General features: G+C 63.5%; 17 protein-coding genes. 4 read left to right on the top strand and 13 right to left on the bottom strand.

The features are described 5' to 3' along the window. Nucleotides 1–16 precede the first annotated feature (16 nt). The 3 genes from ABD742_RS02210 to ABD742_RS02200 form a co-directional block, all read right to left on the bottom strand. A complete protein-coding gene (locus tag ABD742_RS02210; RefSeq protein ID WP_003792170.1) occupies nt 17–115 on the bottom strand; it encodes a 30S ribosomal protein bS22 in 99 nt (32 codons plus the stop codon). Between the two features lie 173 nt (nt 116–288). Continuing rightward, nucleotides 289–501, bottom strand: coding sequence for a helix-turn-helix domain-containing protein (locus ABD742_RS02205; RefSeq protein WP_078107672.1), 213 nt, complete (start codon nt 499–501; stop codon nt 289–291). A gap of 158 nt (nt 502–659) precedes the next feature. Then, nucleotides 660–1,802 (bottom strand): 3-deoxy-7-phosphoheptulonate synthase, encoded by a 1,143-nt coding sequence (locus ABD742_RS02200; RefSeq protein WP_234748770.1) that lies wholly within the window; start codon nt 1,800–1,802, stop codon nt 660–662. Between the two features lie 325 nt (nt 1,803–2,127). Between ABD742_RS02200 and ABD742_RS02195 the strand changes: the two genes are divergently transcribed. Beyond that, the gene (locus tag ABD742_RS02195; RefSeq protein WP_234748769.1) at nt 2,128–3,141 is read left to right on the top strand and encodes a LacI family DNA-binding transcriptional regulator; all 1,014 of its coding nucleotides are present in this window, start codon (nt 2,128–2,130) and stop codon (nt 3,139–3,141) included. On the opposite strand, the gene ABD742_RS02190 is transcribed toward ABD742_RS02195, so the two are convergent. Continuing rightward, complete coding sequence (locus ABD742_RS02190) at nt 3,131–3,835, bottom strand: FadR/GntR family transcriptional regulator (protein WP_234748768.1); 705 nt, start codon at nt 3,833–3,835, stop codon at nt 3,131–3,133. The genes ABD742_RS02195 and ABD742_RS02190 overlap by 11 nt on opposite strands. Nucleotides 3,836–3,914: 79 nt before the next feature. Here ABD742_RS02190 and ABD742_RS02185 point away from each other — a divergent pair, with 79 nt between their 5' ends. Next, nucleotides 3,915–5,219, top strand: a complete 1,305-nt coding sequence (locus ABD742_RS02185; RefSeq protein WP_308193800.1) for an alpha-hydroxy acid oxidase — start codon at nt 3,915–3,917, stop codon at nt 5,217–5,219. A 121-nt stretch (nt 5,220–5,340) separates the two neighbouring features. On the opposite strand, the gene gdhA is transcribed toward ABD742_RS02185, so the two are convergent. The 5 genes from gdhA to ABD742_RS02160 all read right to left on the bottom strand — a co-directional run bounded on the left by gdhA (nt 5,341) and on the right by ABD742_RS02160 (nt 9,694). After that, a complete protein-coding gene (gene gdhA, locus ABD742_RS02180) occupies nt 5,341–6,678 on the bottom strand; it encodes an NADP-specific glutamate dehydrogenase (protein WP_234748767.1) in 1,338 nt (445 codons plus the stop codon). Nucleotides 6,679–6,883: 205 nt separating this feature from the next. After that, entirely contained in the window at nt 6,884–7,042 is a 159-nt protein-coding gene (locus ABD742_RS02175; RefSeq protein ID WP_344787072.1) for a hypothetical protein, read from the bottom strand. An 88-nt stretch (nt 7,043–7,130) separates the two neighbouring features. Next, the gene (locus ABD742_RS02170) at nt 7,131–7,457 is read right to left on the bottom strand and encodes a hypothetical protein (RefSeq protein WP_234748765.1); all 327 of its coding nucleotides are present in this window, start codon (nt 7,455–7,457) and stop codon (nt 7,131–7,133) included. Nucleotides 7,458–7,808: 351 nt separating this feature from the next. Further along, nucleotides 7,809–8,384, bottom strand: coding sequence for an ArsR/SmtB family transcription factor (locus ABD742_RS02165; RefSeq protein WP_234748764.1), 576 nt, complete (start codon nt 8,382–8,384; stop codon nt 7,809–7,811). 98 nt (nt 8,385–8,482) lie between these two features. Continuing rightward, on the bottom strand, nt 8,483–9,694 hold the full coding sequence (locus ABD742_RS02160; RefSeq protein ID WP_234748763.1) for an acetoin utilization protein AcuC: 1,212 nt from the start codon (nt 9,692–9,694) through the stop codon (nt 8,483–8,485). A gap of 112 nt (nt 9,695–9,806) precedes the next feature. Here ABD742_RS02160 and ABD742_RS02155 point away from each other — a divergent pair, with 112 nt between their 5' ends. Both ABD742_RS02155 and ABD742_RS02150 read left to right on the top strand, forming a co-directional pair. Then, entirely contained in the window at nt 9,807–11,240 is a 1,434-nt protein-coding gene (locus ABD742_RS02155; protein WP_234748762.1) for a TrkH family potassium uptake protein, read from the top strand. 40 nt (nt 11,241–11,280) lie between these two features. Next, nucleotides 11,281–11,919 carry a potassium channel family protein gene (locus ABD742_RS02150; RefSeq protein ID WP_171983496.1) on the top strand — a complete coding sequence of 213 codons (639 nt, stop codon included), beginning with the start codon at nt 11,281–11,283 and terminating at the stop codon, nt 11,917–11,919. Between the two features lie 18 nt (nt 11,920–11,937). On the opposite strand, the gene proC is transcribed toward ABD742_RS02150, so the two are convergent. From proC to ABD742_RS02130, 4 genes are all read right to left on the bottom strand, one after another. Continuing rightward, entirely contained in the window at nt 11,938–12,768 is an 831-nt protein-coding gene (proC, locus tag ABD742_RS02145; RefSeq protein WP_234748760.1) for a pyrroline-5-carboxylate reductase, read from the bottom strand. A 351-nt stretch (nt 12,769–13,119) separates the two neighbouring features. Further along, nucleotides 13,120–13,956 (bottom strand): sugar phosphate isomerase/epimerase family protein, encoded by an 837-nt coding sequence (locus tag ABD742_RS02140; RefSeq protein ID WP_059389509.1) that lies wholly within the window; start codon nt 13,954–13,956, stop codon nt 13,120–13,122. A 1-nt stretch (nt 13,957) separates the two neighbouring features. Then, nucleotides 13,958–15,022, bottom strand: a complete 1,065-nt coding sequence (locus tag ABD742_RS02135) for a Ppx/GppA phosphatase family protein (RefSeq protein ID WP_234748757.1) — start codon at nt 15,020–15,022, stop codon at nt 13,958–13,960. Nucleotides 15,023–15,092: 70 nt separating this feature from the next. Continuing rightward, nucleotides 15,093–15,584, bottom strand: a complete 492-nt coding sequence (locus ABD742_RS02130) for an SseB family protein (RefSeq protein ID WP_234748756.1) — start codon at nt 15,582–15,584, stop codon at nt 15,093–15,095. Nucleotides 15,585–15,716: the final 132 nt, after the last annotated feature.

Below are 15,716 nucleotides of genomic sequence, written 5' to 3'. Positions count from 1 at the left end.
GCTGTAGGAAGTATCTCTACTTCTTATTGCGACGCTGGTGGCGGGTCTTACGAAGCAGTTTGCGGTGCTTCTTCTTGGCCATACGCTTGCGGCGCTTCTTAATAACTGAACCCACGTAAGTTCCTTACCAAACTAGATTGAGATTCTGTCTGCTGGGTGAGGTCCTTGAACTGAGCAACAGACTTTACAACTGACAGATTCTTACAATGACGTAAAACGTTCCTTAACAGGGTACCGCTTATCGGGGGCACCCAATGACCGCCGGCCCCTTCGGGAACCAGGCATGGCTCAAGCCGTCTCCGAGTGTCCGTCGACGACCGCGCCCTTGAGGTACTGGCTCACGGCTTCTTCGGGGACCCGGAATGATCGTCCAAATCGGACGGCCGGCAATTCTCCCGAGTGGACCAGACGGTACACGGTCATTTTGGAAACCCGGAGGACTTCGGCAACTTCAGCCACTGTCATGAAACGCGCGTTCGAGAAGTTAGTCTCTGCGGACATTTCTCCATATTCCTTTGCTCTCAGCGGTTAGCGGCGAACCCCAGCATTCATTACCTGGTGTGCCGATGCTGAGCCATCAAACAACCATGTGCTAGATACTCTAGAGGCTGCTGGTACCAAAGTGAAAGTCTTTCGGCCAACTGGAGACTAGGTTTCACTTAGTTGGAAGCAGCCATCCGACGCTTGCGGGCCGAGGCCGCCAACTGGTCCAGGACGGACACCGTGACGTCCCATTCCATGCAGGCGTCCGTGACGCTCTGGCCGTACACCAGCTCTTGTTCGCCAGCAGACTGCCGCTCCACATCCAGGTTCTGCGCCCCACCGACAAGGAAGCTCTCCAGCATGACGCCGGCGATCGGCGAAGCCACGTCATCCTCCAATTGCGCACCGATCTCCAAGGCGACTTCGGCCTGCCGATGGTGGCTCTTGCCGCTGTTGGCGTGGCTCGCGTCAACGATCAGCCGCGGATTCAGCCCCTTCGCCGAGAGTTTCTCCGACGCAGCGGCAACCTGGTCGGCCGCGTAGTTCGGACCCTTGCGGCCCCCGCGCAGGATCACATGCGTGTCCGGGTTGCCCGAGGTCGCCACCAGGGCGGCGCGGCCATCGCCGTCGATCCCCAGGAACGCCTGGGGTGCGGCAGAAGCACCGCAGGCATCGATCGCTACCTGGAGGTCGCCGTCGGTCCCGTTCTTGAAGCCGATCGGCATGGACAGTCCCGAGGCGAGCTGACGGTGGATCTGGCTCTCGGTGGTCCGCGCACCGATGGCGCCCCACGCCACGAGGTCGGCCATGTATTGCGGGCTGATGGGTTCCAGGAACTCTGTGGCGGTCGGCAATCCCAGGGCCGTGACCTGCTGAAGGAATCCGCGCGCCGCACGGAGTCCGGCCGCAATGTCGTGGCTGCCGTCCAGGTGGGGATCGTTGATGAGGCCCTTCCAGCCAACCGTGGTCCGCGGCTTCTCGAAGTACGCCCGCATGACGATCAAAAGGTCTTCCTTATGCTTCTCCGCCTGGCTGACCAGCCTGCGTGCGTATTCCAGGCCGGCCTTCGGATCGTGGATGGAGCAAGGGCCCACTATCACCAGGAGGCGATCGTCCACGCCGTCCATGATCGCGCGGACTCCATCGCGTCCGCGCTCGACGACGGCGGAAGACCTCGCGTCAAGCGGCAGTTCCGCGCTGATTTCCTGCGGCGTGGGGAGCGGCTCGAAGCGGCTGACGCGCAGGTTCGACGTCGACTGGGCGCGGGAATTCCCGACGTCGACGTTATGTGTGGTGGGCTCTGCGGCGATGCTGGTCATGAAAGGGGTCCTGTTCCGAAAGAGGTGCGGACCCTACTCAGAGCCCGCCTGGAAATGGCGAAGGGCAGAGAATGATCTCTGCCCTGTTGGCTCTGAAGGAAAGTTGGATGCGTGTCAGTTAGACGCGGGCCCCTCCAGAGCCAACGAAAAATACGCATACCAACGCTTAGTCATAGCCAAACCATAGCGTCAGGCTCCGGATGCCCGCAAATCGAAATCCAACGACATCAAGGGAAACCGTTTCCCCACGCACTATAAACTTCACCTCAGAACACATGTCGCCGCCGCGTTGGAACAGGGCGGCCCCAGCTCCAGGAAGGAAACCATGCCAGGCAGAAGGAACACCCGGCGGGTGGGCATCGCAGATGTGGCATCCATGGCCGGTGTTTCGCATGCCACGGTTTCCCGCGTCATGAACGGAAACACCACCGTGGACGCGGACATTGCCGCTCGCGTGCGCGCGGCCGCCTTGGAGCTGAAGTACAAGCCAAACCCGGTAGGTCGGAGCCTGGCCCTGGGAAAGACGGACACCATCGGAATCGTGGTGCCGGACCTGTCCAACCCCACGTTCCAGGCCATTCTCCGCGGGCTGAGTATTGCCGCCGCCCGCGACGGCTACCGCGTGTTGATCGCCGACTCGTCCGAAGTCTCCAGCGAAGAAGCGATCCTCGCCGGGGAGGCGCGTAGGCGATGCGACGGCGTCGTTCTTTGTGCCCCCCGCATGAGCGACGCCGACCTGGAAGAACTCGCCCCCTCGCTCTATCCGCTCGTCCTCATCAACCGGACCACCGAGTCGGTGCCGACTCCCAGCCTCGTGGTGGACTACGGCCAAGGCATCCAGGAACTTGCCGCCCATCTGGTGGAGCTGGGTCATCGCAAACTGGCCTACCTGACGGGACCGGACCGCAGCGCGTCCAACGTGCAGCGCCTCCGCGGGCTCGAGAAGTTCACCGCCGAATTCCCGGACGTCGAATTGCAGTTCCTTCCCGGAGGCAACACGTTCGACGCCGGATTCGAGTCAAGCGATGCGGTCGCCTCGTGCGGTGCCACCGGCATCCTCGTCTTCAACGACGTCGCGGCGATGGGCCTCTTGAGCGGACTAAGCCAGCGCGGGATCCGCGTACCGGAAGACTTGTCGCTCACTGGTTTCGACGACATGCCCTTCGCCCGGTACACCATGCCTCCGCTGACCACCGCCGCCGTGCCGATCACCGACCTCGGGGACCTTGCGTGGCGCCGCATGCGGGAGCAGATCCAGACCAACGACGCAGCCTCCCCCACGAACTACTTCCCGCCGCGGATTGAGCTCAGGGGCAGCACCGGACCCGTCAAGGCCTAGGTTCAGCAGGGGCCAGCCCCAGCCCGGCTTCCCGGTAGTACCCCTCGATGTGTGCGGCAACGAGGGTCGCTGCCCGGCCGCCGTCGCCGTCGTTCACGGCCTCCAAGATGGCGCGGTGCTCCGACCTCAGGCGCTGGGCGGTGCTATCCCAATCCGGCAGGTTCGCAGTGAGCGCCGCGGCGTAACCCTCAATCGCTTCACGCAGCGATCCCATGATGGTGCTCACCACGGCATTTCCGGCGGCTTCCGCCAGCGCGAGGTGGAAGGCGACGTCGAGCGCGAGGAAGTCGTCGACGGCGGCACTTACGTCCATTTCGTCCAGCAGCCTCGCTGCCTCCTTGAGTTCGGGGGCATCGGCCTTGGCGCGGGATACCGCCCATGATTCGAGCAGGACCCGTGTTTCCACGATGTCAGCGACGGGCAAATGCTGCGTGGCCACGTGGAGGCGGAGCGCGGAGCCGAGTGCCGTGGCCGGTTCCGCGATGACCACGGTCCCGGCGTCCTTGCCGGAGCCGACACCTGCCCGCACCAAACCCATGGCTTCCAGGATCCTGATGGCTTCGCGGACCGAGGTCCTTGAGACTTCCAGCTGTTCTGCCAGCGCCCGCTCGGCAGGAAGCCGCCCACCAAGCACCAAGTGCCCGTCGGACAATTGCTTTTCGATCCAACTCAGGACGAGCTCGTGCGTTCGCATGGATAAATAGTAGTTGATGTGGTTGGACCACATGGCATAGAGTGTGGTCTAACCACACAAGCACACTGGAGACAGCACCATGACGCAGACCGTCCAGCCGAGCAACGCCCCTTCCCTTGAGGTGCCAGCGAAGGTCCCCACCGCCGTCGGGCGCCCCGCAGCACTCAAGCGCCGGGTTCCCAAATACTCGGACCTCGCTCCCCTCATGAAGTTCAAGAAGCCCGAGTTCAGCAACGCGGCGAAGCTGCGCCGCGCATCCACCATTTGGGAACTGCGGGACATGGCCAAGCGACGCACTCCCCAGGCGCCGTTCGACTACACGGACGGTGCAGCGGAGGCGGAGATCACCCTCCGCCGGGCCCGCCAGGCGTTCCAGGACATCGAGTTCCGGCCGGGAATCCTGCGCGACGTCTCCAGTATCGACCTCAGGACCGGGATCCTGGGCAAGGAATCACGGCTTCCGTTCGGCATCGCGCCTACGGGATTCACGCGCATGATGCAGTCGGAGGGTGAGTACGCGGGTTCGCAGGCGGCCGAAGCGGCCGGTATTCCGTACACTCTCTCCACGATGGGCACGGCTTCCATCGAGGACGTGGCCGCGGCGGCTCCGAACGGCCGCAACTGGTTCCAGCTTTACCTCTGGACGGACCGGGACCGTTCCCTGGAGCTGATCGAGCGCGCCGCCAAGGCCGGAAACGACACCCTCATGGTCACGGTGGACACCGCCGTCGCGGGCGCCCGGCTGCGGGACGTCCGCAACGGCATGACCATTCCGCCGGCGCTCACGGTGAGGACCGTCCTGGATGCCTCGTACCGGCCTGCATGGTGGTTCAACTTCCTCACGCACGAGCCGTTGACTTTCGCTTCGCTCTCCCGCTACACGGGAACCGTGGCCGACCTCATCAATTCAATGTTCGATCCCACCCTGACCTTCGACGACCTCGACTGGCTGCGCGAAACCTGGAAGGGCAAGCTGGTAGTCAAGGGCATCCAGACGGTGGAAGATGCCCGCAAGGTGGTGGACCACGGCGCGGACGGCGTCGTGATCTCCAACCACGGCGGGCGCCAACTGGACCGGGCACCGATTCCGCTGCACCTCGTTCCGGAGGTCGCCGCCGCACTGAAGGCGGACAACAGCGATGCGGCCATCATCCTGGACACCGGCATCATGAGCGGCGCCGATATCGTCGCAGCCCTGGCCCTCGGCGCCGACTTCACGCTGATCGGCCGCGCCTACCTCTACGGGCTCATGGCCGGCGGGAGGGCCGGCGTGGACCGCACCATACAGATCCTGGAGAAGGATATGGCCCGCACCATGGCCCTGCTCGGAGTCACGAAGATTTCGGAACTGAACCCGGACCACGTGCGCCTGCTGCAGCACTAGGTCCGGCTGCCCAACTAGCTCGCAGTAGGTGTCGTTTTGAGCCCTCAAAACGACAACAAATGCGAGTTAGTTGGGGTGGGGTGGGCAGGATGGCGCGGGTGCGCGCGTGTGTGCATTGGGACTAGATGAGGCCCTGCGCCAACATGGCGTCGGCGACCTTCACGAAGCCGCCGATGTTGGCACCCAGGACATAGTTGCCGGGCGCGCCATATTCCTCGGCGGTTTCGGCACAACGATCGTGGATGACCACCATGATTTCCGTAAGGCGTGCTTCGGTGTATTCGAAGGACCAGGAATCGCGGCTGGCGTTCTGCTGCATCTCCAACGCAGACGTCGCCACACCACCGGCGTTGGCTGCCTTGCCCGGGGCAAACAGGATGCCCGCGTCTTGGAAAACGGCAACGGCTTCACGGGTGGAGGGCATGTTGGCGCCTTCGGCGACTGCCAGCAGACCGTTGCTGACGAGCTTGGCCGCGGCGTCGCCGTCGAGCTCGTTCTGCGTTGCGCACGGCAGGGCAACGGCGCCGTTGACGTCCCAGACCGAGCCGCCGGCCACATAATTGGCTCCTCGGCGGCGCTCCGCGTATTCGGTGAGGCGGCCCCGTTCGACTTCCTTGATCCGGCGGAGCAGCGCGACATCGATGCCGGCCTCGTCCACGACGTACCCGCCGGAATCGGAGCAGGCCACCACGGTGGCGCCGAGGGCCTGGGCTTTGGCGATGGCGTAGATGGCCACATTGCCCGAACCGGAGACCACCACACGTTGGCCATCGAAGGACCGGCCCCGGGTCTTGAGCATCTCCTGGGCAAAGATGACCGTGCCGAAACCAGTGGCTTCCGGACGGACGAGGGAGCCGCCCCACGAGATTCCCTTACCCGTCAGCACGCCCGACTCGTAGCGGTTAGTGATGCGCTTGTATTGGCCGAACAGGTAGCCGATCTCGCGGCCTCCCACGCCGATGTCGCCGGCAGGAACGTCCGTGTATTCGCCGATGTGGCGGTACAGCTCGGTCATGAAGGAGTGGCAAAAGCGCATGATTTCGGCGTCGGAGCGGCCACGGGGGTCGAAGTCCGAGCCGCCCTTGCCGCCACCGATCGGCATGCCTGTCAGGGCATTCTTGAAGATCTGCTCGAAGCCGAGGAACTTGACGATGCCCAGGTAGACCGAGGGGTGGAAGCGCAGTCCACCCTTGTAGGGGCCCAAGGCTGAATTGAACTCGACCCGGAAACCGCGGTTGACGTGAACCCGTCCGGCGTCGTCGGTCCACGGCACGCGGAAGATGATTTGGCGCTCCGGTTCGCACAAGCGCTCAAGGACGGCGCCCTCCAGGAATTCCGGGTGCCGGTCGTGCACCGGGCCGAGGCTTTCAAAGACCTCGGTGACGGCCTGGTGAAATTCCAGCTCGCCCGGGTTCCGCGCCAAGACGGTGTCCCGGACTGCTTCCAGCCTCGAATCCATGTGACTCCCTACAACTTCTGCGCCGAGCGGCGGGTCTGCATACAATCCCGTCATGCTCGCATTAGTCGCGCGGCAGTCTCCATCCGAACCGATTACGACCGGGCAGCTCGCGAGGCAGCGGCAGTCGAAAAGCGAAGGGTTTCTCTTCAGGAACGCGACACTAGATCCAAGGGACCCAATATGCGGGCCTCTGACCGGGGCCTATTCACATTATTGCTTCCGGGATGTCGAACCGCCTCCCAATGAGTATGCGAATGGCCCAGACTAAAGGCTGATCCTCTAGCTCAACGCCCTTGTCCCCGTAAACTACGCCCGTTTCGCTGCCCACTGCATCGATGTCAAAAAGCCTGAGGATCTCGCTCACACGAAACTGATACTCGATGGAGGTCATTTGGCGAGACGCGCGGACTGGAATTGTGCTGAGTGTGCGGGCGATCTCAGTCTGGATGGATTCATTCACTTGGACGCGTCACGTTACTTCCGCAATAGTCGGTCGCCGTCTGGATGTCACTGCTTACCACCTTCCAGTTCACCGTCCTGGTTCCGTAGTTGAAGACATGGTCATAGCCGCCGCGGTCCGTGGTGCGCAGGGCGGTGCCGGAATAGAAGGTGACCGGCGCACTGTACGTAGTCACGACGTGTACCCATACGACCTGACCCGCGGGGCAGCTGAGCGAGCCGCTGACGCTCGTCACTGCTGCCTGCGCGGGAATCGCGGATGCAGTTACCAATGCCATTGCCGCGCAGATTCCGATCGCGCCGACTTTTCGAGTTTTCAATGCTTCCCCCTGAGCGTCCGGACGGGATTACGGTGCAGGCCCGCCACTTGGTTTTTACAGTCCCGGAACTTCGAAAATGCCAAAAAAGTCATACCTGCCCCCGATAGTAAAGACGAATTGGACTACCGAGAATAGATGATGGCCTGAGTGCTGACAAGATCTTTAAACAAACAGGTCAGAGGATTTTTTTGGCGAAGCATGTGATGTATTTGTCAGCACTCAATTCATGCTCAACACCACTCAAAACGTAGCTTCTATGTACTCAATTTCGGCTTTTCACCACTCAGCTGGTGCGGGAAATACCTCAGCAGGAGCGAATCATGGCCTGACCGGGATCACCCCGGTTTACTGCTACTTCTTCCGCCCGAACTTCGGCAGGTTGGGTAGGTTCGCCAAGAGGTCCGCAGCCTTGGTGGCTGCCCGGCCAACCGTACGGCCGATCTGCTGCGGCATGGTGTCGTCGATACCCGCGACGGAGGCAACAGCTCCGGAGGTAGGAACGGTTTCAGGCGAGCGTTCGACGTCGGTGCTCGCCGGAGACGTGCCGAGCGGCTCGCCGTCGGGCTGTGTCCGCGCGGTGCCCGGCTGGCCCGCGGCAACCTGGCCAGCGGCACGTGCGCGGGGGCTGCGGGCCAGTGTGGCGGGCTCGGCCGCGGGCTTCGCGGGACCGACGTCGAACGTCTCCAGCCAGCTGGCAATCCCGGCGAGCGGCTTCGGGTTCAACGCGTAATAGCGTTTCTGTCCCTGCGCGCGCATGCTGACGAGATCGGCCTCGCGGAGTACCTTCAAATGCTTCGAAATGGTGGGCTGGCTCGCGGCGAGCTCCTCCACCAGTTCCCCCACAGCCTTATCCCCAGAGCGGAGGGAAACCAGAATGTCACGCCGGGTTGCCTCAGCAATGACGGCAAATACGTCGTCAGTCACCATGCCTCCCACCCTAGCGACATATACGCCAAAAGGCATCAACTATTTCGCATGTGCACGCGGTGTTGACCCGAGCCTTACACCGACTGGACGAACACGCATCAGTCGAACCAGGGATCCAGCCCGCAGAGGGGGAAGATCTCCTTGCGGGTGGCAATGATGGTACGGTCCACGGCATCCGCGGGGTCGTACCCGACCTCCCACGAACGCCACCACGTGTCGACGCCGTCGCCCATGAGTTCGGGCACCGTTTCCCCGTACTTCTCCCTGACATAGCTCCGGAAAGCCTCCGGGACCGGAGCCGTCAACTGGACGGGATGTTGGGCCACGATGCCGATCAAATGGCTCCACGTCCGCGGTACCACTCCCGTAATGTTGTAGCCCCCTCCACCGGTGGCGATCCAACGGTTTTCGCAGAACCTCGCGGCGAGGCCCGCGACGGCGGTCGCCGCCTCGCGTTGGCCGTCCACGCTGAGGTTGAGGTGCGTGAGGGGATCGAGTTTGTGGGAGTCGCAGCCATGCTGGCTCACGATGACTTCCGGTTCGAAGGCCTGCACGAGTTGAGGTACCACGGCGTGGAAGGCGCGCAGCCACCCGGCGTCGCCCGTCCACGCAGGCAACGCCACGTTGACGGCCGTGCCCAGCGCGTCCTGGCCGCCGATCTCATTGGCGAATCCCGTTCCGGGGAACAACGAGAGGCCGCTTTCGTGCAGGGAAATCGTCAGGACCCTCGGGTCGTTCCAGAAGATGCTCTGAGTGCCGTCGCCGTGGTGGGCATCGACGTCGATGTACGCGACCCGCCGGACACCGCCGTCGAGCAGCCTCTGCACGGCGAGTGCGGCGTCGTTATAGATGCAGAAGCCGCTGGCACGCTCGCGGGAGGCGTGATGCATGCCGCCGCCGAAGTTGACGGCCCGGACCGCGGTCTCGGACAGGACCGCCTCGGCCGCGAGTAACGACCCACCGGCAATCCGGGCGCTGGCTTCGTGCATCCCGGCAAAAGCGGGATCATCTTCGGTGCCGAGCCCGCGTTCCGGGTCCGGCGTCGTCGGGTCTTCGCTTGCACGCCGCACCGCGGCGACATATTCGGCACTGTGCACTGCCAGGAGTTCGACGTCGGACGCGACCTCGGGCGCCTGGACGGACACATGCTCCAGGTCGAAGAGTCCGAGCGCCGTGGCGAGCCTGGCCGTCAGTTCCAGCCGGGCGGGGGCCATCGGATGCGAGGGACCGAAATTGTATGCGGTCATGGCGGGATCCCACGCCACCGTCGTTGGTAGCGGGGACGGACGGAGGCCTGCCCAGGAAGTCATCAATGACAGGCTACCCGAGCGGCGGGAACCCACCTGCCCCGTTACACCGGGTGATTAGTGGTTTACTACTCAGGAAAGCAGAATCAATCGACCAGAAGCGAACAGCACTGCCATGACTCAGAGCCAGTCGAGGTCCCGAGACCCGGCCAGCTGGCAAACCGTCCAGCCGGAGCGGGGAGGCCTGTGGATTTTCACGGGTATCCGCGACTTCATCGACAACATCGCCAACTCCTCTCCGGCGCGATTGGCGCTCACGGCGTACGTCTTCGCGATTCTCTTGTTCACCGGTCTGCTTTCCCTGCCGGCGGCATCGGCGGACGGTTCGGTCACTCCTATCCACCAAGCCTTGTTCACCGCTGTTTCCAGCGTTTGCGTGACTGGCTTGACGGTTGTGTCGACGGCGACGCACTGGACGTTCTTCGGCCAGCTCGTGATTCTCGTGGGCATCTTCGTCGGTGGATTGGGAACCCTGACACTCGCTTCCCTCCTGGCACTCATGGTCAGCAAACGGCTGGGCGTGAGGGGCAAGCTCATTGCCCAGGAGGCCATGAATAACGCCGGACGCTTGGGCGAAGTGGGTACTTTGTTGCGGATCGTCATCTCGACTTCCGTGACTATCGAGGCCGTCCTGGCCGTCGCGATGATTCCCCGGTTCCTGACACTCGGCGAGGACTTCGGGCACGCCGTCTGGCACGGGGTTTTCTACTCGATTTCTTCCTTCAACAATGCCGGTTTCACACCCCATTCCGACGGAATCGTGCCGTACGAGACCGATCTGTGGATTCTTGTGCCGCTCATGCTTGGCGTGTTCCTCGGCAGCCTCGGCTTCCCGGTCATGTTGGTGCTTCGACGGCACGGCCTCAATTGGAAGAAGTGGAGCCTCCACACAAAGCTGACCATCCAGGTATCCCTGATCCTCCTCGTTGCCGGCGCAGTCCTCTGGGCCCTGATGGAATGGGACAACACCAACACCATCGCCAACATGAGCTTTGGGGACAAGATCACGCATTCCATTTTCGCCTCGGTCATGACGCGCTCCGGTGGCTTCAACCTGGTCGACCAGGGCCATATGGATTCAACCACCAGGCTGCTGTCGGACGCGCTCATGTTCGCCGGCGGCGGTTCGGCATCGACGGCGGGCGGCATCAAGGTTACGACCATCGCGGTCATGTTCCTCGCCATCGTCGCTGAGGCCCGGGGCGACGACGACGTCAAGGTCTACGGCCGCACTATCCCCGAAGGCACCATGCGGGTAGCCATCTCGGTGATCGTTGCCGGCGCCACCTTGGTATGCGCATCCGCATTCTTGCTGCTGGCCATCAGCGGCGCCAGCCTGGACCGGGTACTCTTCGAAACCATTTCGGCCTTTGCAACCGTAGGACTCAGCACGAACCTCAGCGCCGAACTGCCGCCGTCGGGGGTCTACGTTCTCGCCGCCCTCATGTTCGCCGGCCGCATCGGCACCATAACCCTTGCCTCCGCCCTGGCCCTCCGCCAGCGCAGGCAGCTATTCCATTATCCGGAAGAGAGGCCGATCATTGGCTAATTCAACAGGCGCCCCCAACCGGCCGGCGCACAACGCGCCCGTGCTGGTGATCGGCTTGGGCCGATTCGGTGCAGCCACCGCCGAGCAGCTCGTCAAGCAGGGACGCGAAGTCCTGGCCATCGAGCGGGACCGCACGCTCGTCCAGAACTGGGCTTCCGTGCTGACCCACGTAGTCGAGGCGGACGCCACCAACATCGATGCCCTCCGCCAACTCGGCGCGCAGGAATTCAGCTCCGCCGTGGTGGGCGTGGGAACGTCGATCGAGTCCTCAGTGCTCATCACGGTTAACCTCGTGGATCTTGGCATCGAACACCTTTGGGTGAAAGCCATCACGGCCTCGCACGGCAAGATCCTCACCCGCATAGGCGCAAACCACGTCATCTACCCCGAGGCCGACGCCGGCGTCCGTGCAGCACACCTGGTCTCCGGGCGCATGCTGGACTTCATCGAGTTCGACGACGATTTCGCCATCGTGAAAATGTACCCGCCCAAGGAAACTGTGGGCTTCACCTTGGATGAGTCCAAGGTCCGTTCCAAGTACGGCGTGACCATTGTCGGCGTGAAATCCCCGGGCGAAGACTTCACCTACGCCCGGCCGGACACGAAAGTTTCCGGCCGCGACATGCTGATTGTGTCCGGACATGTGGACCTGTTGGAACGGTTCGCGGCGCGGCCGTAGCTGACTCTTGGGGCAAGCCTAGGCGAGCTGCTGCGTGATTTCCGCAGCCCGGGCCGCTGCAGCGCGGGCTCCGTCGGCGATGATCGCAGGTATCCCGCCGTCGTTGAACGCCGCGATGGCGCGTTCCGTGGTGCCGTTGGGACTCGTCACGGCGATGCGGAGCGCAGTGGGGTCTGCTCCGGGCTCGGCGAGCATAAAACCCGCGCCTGCTACGGTCTCGCGGGAAATCATGAGGGAGAGCTCGGGATCCAGGCCAAGCTCGACCCCGGCGGCAGCCATGGCCTCCGCAAGGTAGAACGCGTACGCAGGGCCCGAGCCACTGATGGCGGACAGGGCATCAACCTGTTTCTCGGGGATTTCCACCACGGTGCCTGCGGCGGCGAGGATGTCTTTGGCCAGCTGAAGCTGCTCGGGAGTGCAGTTGGTTCCGGGCGAAACGGAGACCACTCCACGGCCGAGCTTGGCGGGCGTGTTGGGCATCGTGCGAATGACGGGCTGGCCCGCCGGAAGGGCTGCTTCCAGCTGGGCGATGGACACAGCAGCGGCAACACTGATCACAATGGTGTCCTTGGCCAGTGAGGGCGAGATTTCCCGGGCGAGATCGGCAATGCCGACAGGCTTGACACCCAAGATGACAACCGAAGCGCCCTTCGTAGCCAGCTTGTTGTTGTCTGGCTCCTCGGCTCCGGCGATGGTCATCACATGGTGGCGCTCAGCCAGTTCGGCGGCGCGTTCTGCGCGACGTACGGTGGCGACGACGTCCGACGGATCCGTTCCGGCAGCCAGAAGGCCACCCAGGATGGCCTCGTTCATGGACCCACAGCCAAGGAATGCGATTCGGTTGCTCATGGCTCCATGATGCCAGTTCGGCTGCGCCGCTGCAGAACCAGTTCCGGGACTCAGCAGGGGAACCGGGATTCCCAGCTAGTTCCCAAGGTTATTGCAGGCTGCACCCAATATCGCTCCGTAACTTAGTAGTTACCTCATTGAGGGTGCGAGTGATGAGGCGGGCATGGGGATGTCCGCCACAAGCACCGGTGGTCGAACGGGTTTCCCCCCATTTTCCCGTATCGACCGCCGGTGCTTTCTCGTTTAAGGGGTGCTGGCAGAAGCGGGCGGTAACCGGCCGCGCCGTGTCCGACGGCAGGCGCGACCGCGACTCAGCCGCCCGACGTCGTCGGGCCCTGAATCTCGCGGAACCTAGATCTCGAAGGCTCCCACGAGCGGCGCCCCCAAGTGCTGGCGCGCGAAGCGAAGCGTTTCGGCGAGCCACTCCTCGCGTTCACCGGCAGCTTTGGCCTTGCGCGTGGAGATCTCGGCAACCACGGTGCCCTCGAATCCGTTGGATGCGAGATACTGCAGCGCCTCGGCGCACTGTTGGGTCCCGTAACCGGGGATCAAGTGTTCGTCCTTGCCCGAGCCCGAACCGTCCGTGAGGTGGACGTGACGCAGCTTGCTCCCGAGCGCCCGTATCGCCTCAAGGCTGTTGGCACCCGCGGTGGCGGCGTGTGAGAAGTCCCAGGTGACGTCGTCGTAATCCTGGCCCATCGGATCCCAGTGCGGAAGGTAAGCGAGCGCCTCCCGGCCGCGCACACGCCACGGGTACATGTTCTCTACCGCGATGTGCACTTGGTACATCGCCGCAATCTCGCGTACACCGGCAGCGAAGTTCTCCGCATAGTTCGACTGCCACCGGAACGGCGGATGGACCACCACGGTGTTGCAGCCGACCTCGCGCGCCATCTGGCAGGACATCTCGATCTTGTTCCATGCCGGACCCCAAACCTGCTGGGTCAGCAGCAGGGTGGGGGCGTGGATGGAGACGATCTGCTGGTCGTAGCGATGGCTTAGCTGGATGAGGGCATCCGGGTTCTGGCTGGTGGCGTTGTTGGTCACCATCACCTCGACACCGTCGTACCCCAGGTCCTGGGCCACGGCAAAGGCGTCATGGACGCTGAGCGGATAGACAGAAGCGCTGGATAGCGCCACCGGGATCCTCGGCGTGTCTTCTTCGGAGTGCTCGACGTCGGTGCTCATGTTAGTTGGCCTGCCTCCCGGCGATGGAAATTGGTATGGATACTGCAGCGGGCGCGGCCGTTCCGGTGTTGGGGCCCAAGCGTGGTACCGGTACCGCGCCTCCGAGCCCGACATGCGGAGCCGGGGCCAGCGGGCCGTCAAAGATCAGCTGGTCGAGTCGGCGCAGGATCAACCCCTCGCGCAAGGCCCAAGGGCAGATCTCCATGCTGGGAAACTCGAACATTTCCAATGCGGCCTCGGCCACAAGGGCTCCCGCGAGGATCTGCGCTGCCCGTGCATCCGATACGCCGGGGAGGTACAGCCGGTCCTCGACGGTCATGGCCGAGATCCGCTGCGCCCAGAGTCCCAAGTCCGTGGCGTGAAGTTCGCGCTTGACGTACGGACCGGCGCCGCTGGGGGCCGCGCCTGCGATGCGTGCAAGCGAACGGAAGGTCTTGGAGGTTCCGGCCACCAGGTTGGCCCGGCCCAATTGCTTGAACTCACGTACGACGGGCTTGAGAGTATTGCGGATGTACTTGCGCAGCTCTTTGACACTCTTGGCCGTGGGCGGGTCATTGTGGAGCCAGTCCCTGGTCAGGCGGCTGGCGCCAAGCGGTACCGACACTGCGAGCTCGGGCAGTTCGTCCTGGCCAAACGCCATTTCGAAGGAGCCGCCGCCGATGTCCAGGTCCAGAATCGGCCCGGCGCCCCAGCCGTACCAGCGTCGAACCGCGAAGAACGTCATGGAGGCTTCTTCGCTGCCGGTCAGTTCCTGCAAGGTCACGGTGGTCTCGTGCTTCACCCGGGCGAGGACCTCGACGCCGTTGGTCGCTTCGCGGATGGCCGAGGTACAAAAAGCCAGGAGGTCCTCGGCCTTGTGGCGGGCCGCGAACTCCCACGCTTCAAGGACGAACTCGATCAACTCGTGTTGTCCGGCGTCGTTGATGTTACCCTCGGCGTCCAGGAACTGAACCAGCGAAAGTGGACGCTTGTGGGAGGCAAACGCGACCGGGCGTGCGCCTGGATGCGCGTCCACCAAAAGCAAATGGACGGTGTTGGAACCGATGTCTAGGACGCCAAGACGCATTCTGCCATTATTCCCCGATTCGAAGCATGTGAAGCAACACGACTGCCGATTCGTGCCGGCGGTTAGTCAATTAGTCCCGGGGTCCGTCGTTGCCTGCTTCTACGGCCGCATCTGCGGCTGAGTCCGGGGCTTCGTCGGCTCCGTCGGCTCCGTCGGCGCGGGTGAAGTCGCGGCGGACGTTGGCGATGCCTTCCGGGCCCATCTCGAAGCCGTGCTCGCTGCCGGGGTTGATCACCAGGCCCAGCTCGTCACCGATGCTGTCCAGAATCGCAGAACCGTGGGTGCCCAGGACGTTGGGCGCGGCCTCGAGGAAGTGGGATTCGACCCGGCTCGGGTGGCTGAAGACAGCGAGGACAGGCTGGCCCTCGGAGTTGGCGAGGACAAGCGGCTCCACGGCGGCGTCAGGCTTATCCAAGGAGTCGGTGCTCAGGATGTAGACCTCGTTGTTCAGGAAGGCCAGGATGACGTCCACCGGGTTCGCGTCGGGTTGCCCGGACTTTGCGAGCTTGGACTCAAGGTCATTCAAAGGCAGGGATTCCGGGGCTGCAGGCTGATCTGTCATGGTTCCACTCGATCACGGTTCCCCTGTTCGAAGCAATTCCCGGCTCTCCCGACGCCCGCCCGCCGTCGAGATCGTGGGTGCGGGCCGGGGGCTGCGTTCCGGCCCGGGACGTAGTCCACGGCCCAGACCCAC

The organism is Arthrobacter ramosus, from assembly GCF_039535095.1.
Taxonomy (GTDB): domain Bacteria; phylum Actinomycetota; class Actinomycetes; order Actinomycetales; family Micrococcaceae; genus Arthrobacter; species Arthrobacter ramosus.
Note: the sequence above shows the minus strand (reverse complement) of the source record. Positions and strands in the feature narration are given on the sequence as shown.

Excerpts from the sequence above, each read along its gene's own strand:
- ABD742_RS02205 (WP_078107672.1), bottom strand. The coding sequence starts at position 501 with ATGTCCGCAGAGACTAACTTCTCGAACGCGCGTTTCATGACAGTGGCT.
- ABD742_RS02200 (WP_234748770.1), bottom strand. The coding sequence starts at position 1,802 with ATGACCAGCATCGCCGCAGAGCCCACCACACATAACGTCGACGTCGGG.
- ABD742_RS02195 (WP_234748769.1), top strand. The coding sequence starts at position 2,128 with ATGCCAGGCAGAAGGAACACCCGGCGGGTGGGCATCGCAGATGTGGCA.
- ABD742_RS02190 (WP_234748768.1), bottom strand. The coding sequence starts at position 3,835 with ATGCGAACGCACGAGCTCGTCCTGAGTTGGATCGAAAAGCAATTGTCC.
- ABD742_RS02185 (WP_308193800.1), top strand. The coding sequence starts at position 3,915 with ATGACGCAGACCGTCCAGCCGAGCAACGCCCCTTCCCTTGAGGTGCCA.
- gdhA (WP_234748767.1), bottom strand. The coding sequence starts at position 6,678 with ATGGATTCGAGGCTGGAAGCAGTCCGGGACACCGTCTTGGCGCGGAAC.
- ABD742_RS02165 (WP_234748764.1), bottom strand. The coding sequence starts at position 8,384 with ATGGTGACTGACGACGTATTTGCCGTCATTGCTGAGGCAACCCGGCGT.
- ABD742_RS02160 (WP_234748763.1), bottom strand. The coding sequence starts at position 9,694 with ATGACTTCCTGGGCAGGCCTCCGTCCGTCCCCGCTACCAACGACGGTG.
- ABD742_RS02155 (WP_234748762.1), top strand. The coding sequence starts at position 9,807 with ATGACTCAGAGCCAGTCGAGGTCCCGAGACCCGGCCAGCTGGCAAACC.
- proC (WP_234748760.1), bottom strand. The coding sequence starts at position 12,768 with ATGAGCAACCGAATCGCATTCCTTGGCTGTGGGTCCATGAACGAGGCC.
- ABD742_RS02140 (WP_059389509.1), bottom strand. The coding sequence starts at position 13,956 with ATGAGCACCGACGTCGAGCACTCCGAAGAAGACACGCCGAGGATCCCG.
- ABD742_RS02135 (WP_234748757.1), bottom strand. The coding sequence starts at position 15,022 with ATGCGTCTTGGCGTCCTAGACATCGGTTCCAACACCGTCCATTTGCTT.
- ABD742_RS02130 (WP_234748756.1), bottom strand. The coding sequence starts at position 15,584 with ATGACAGATCAGCCTGCAGCCCCGGAATCCCTGCCTTTGAATGACCTT.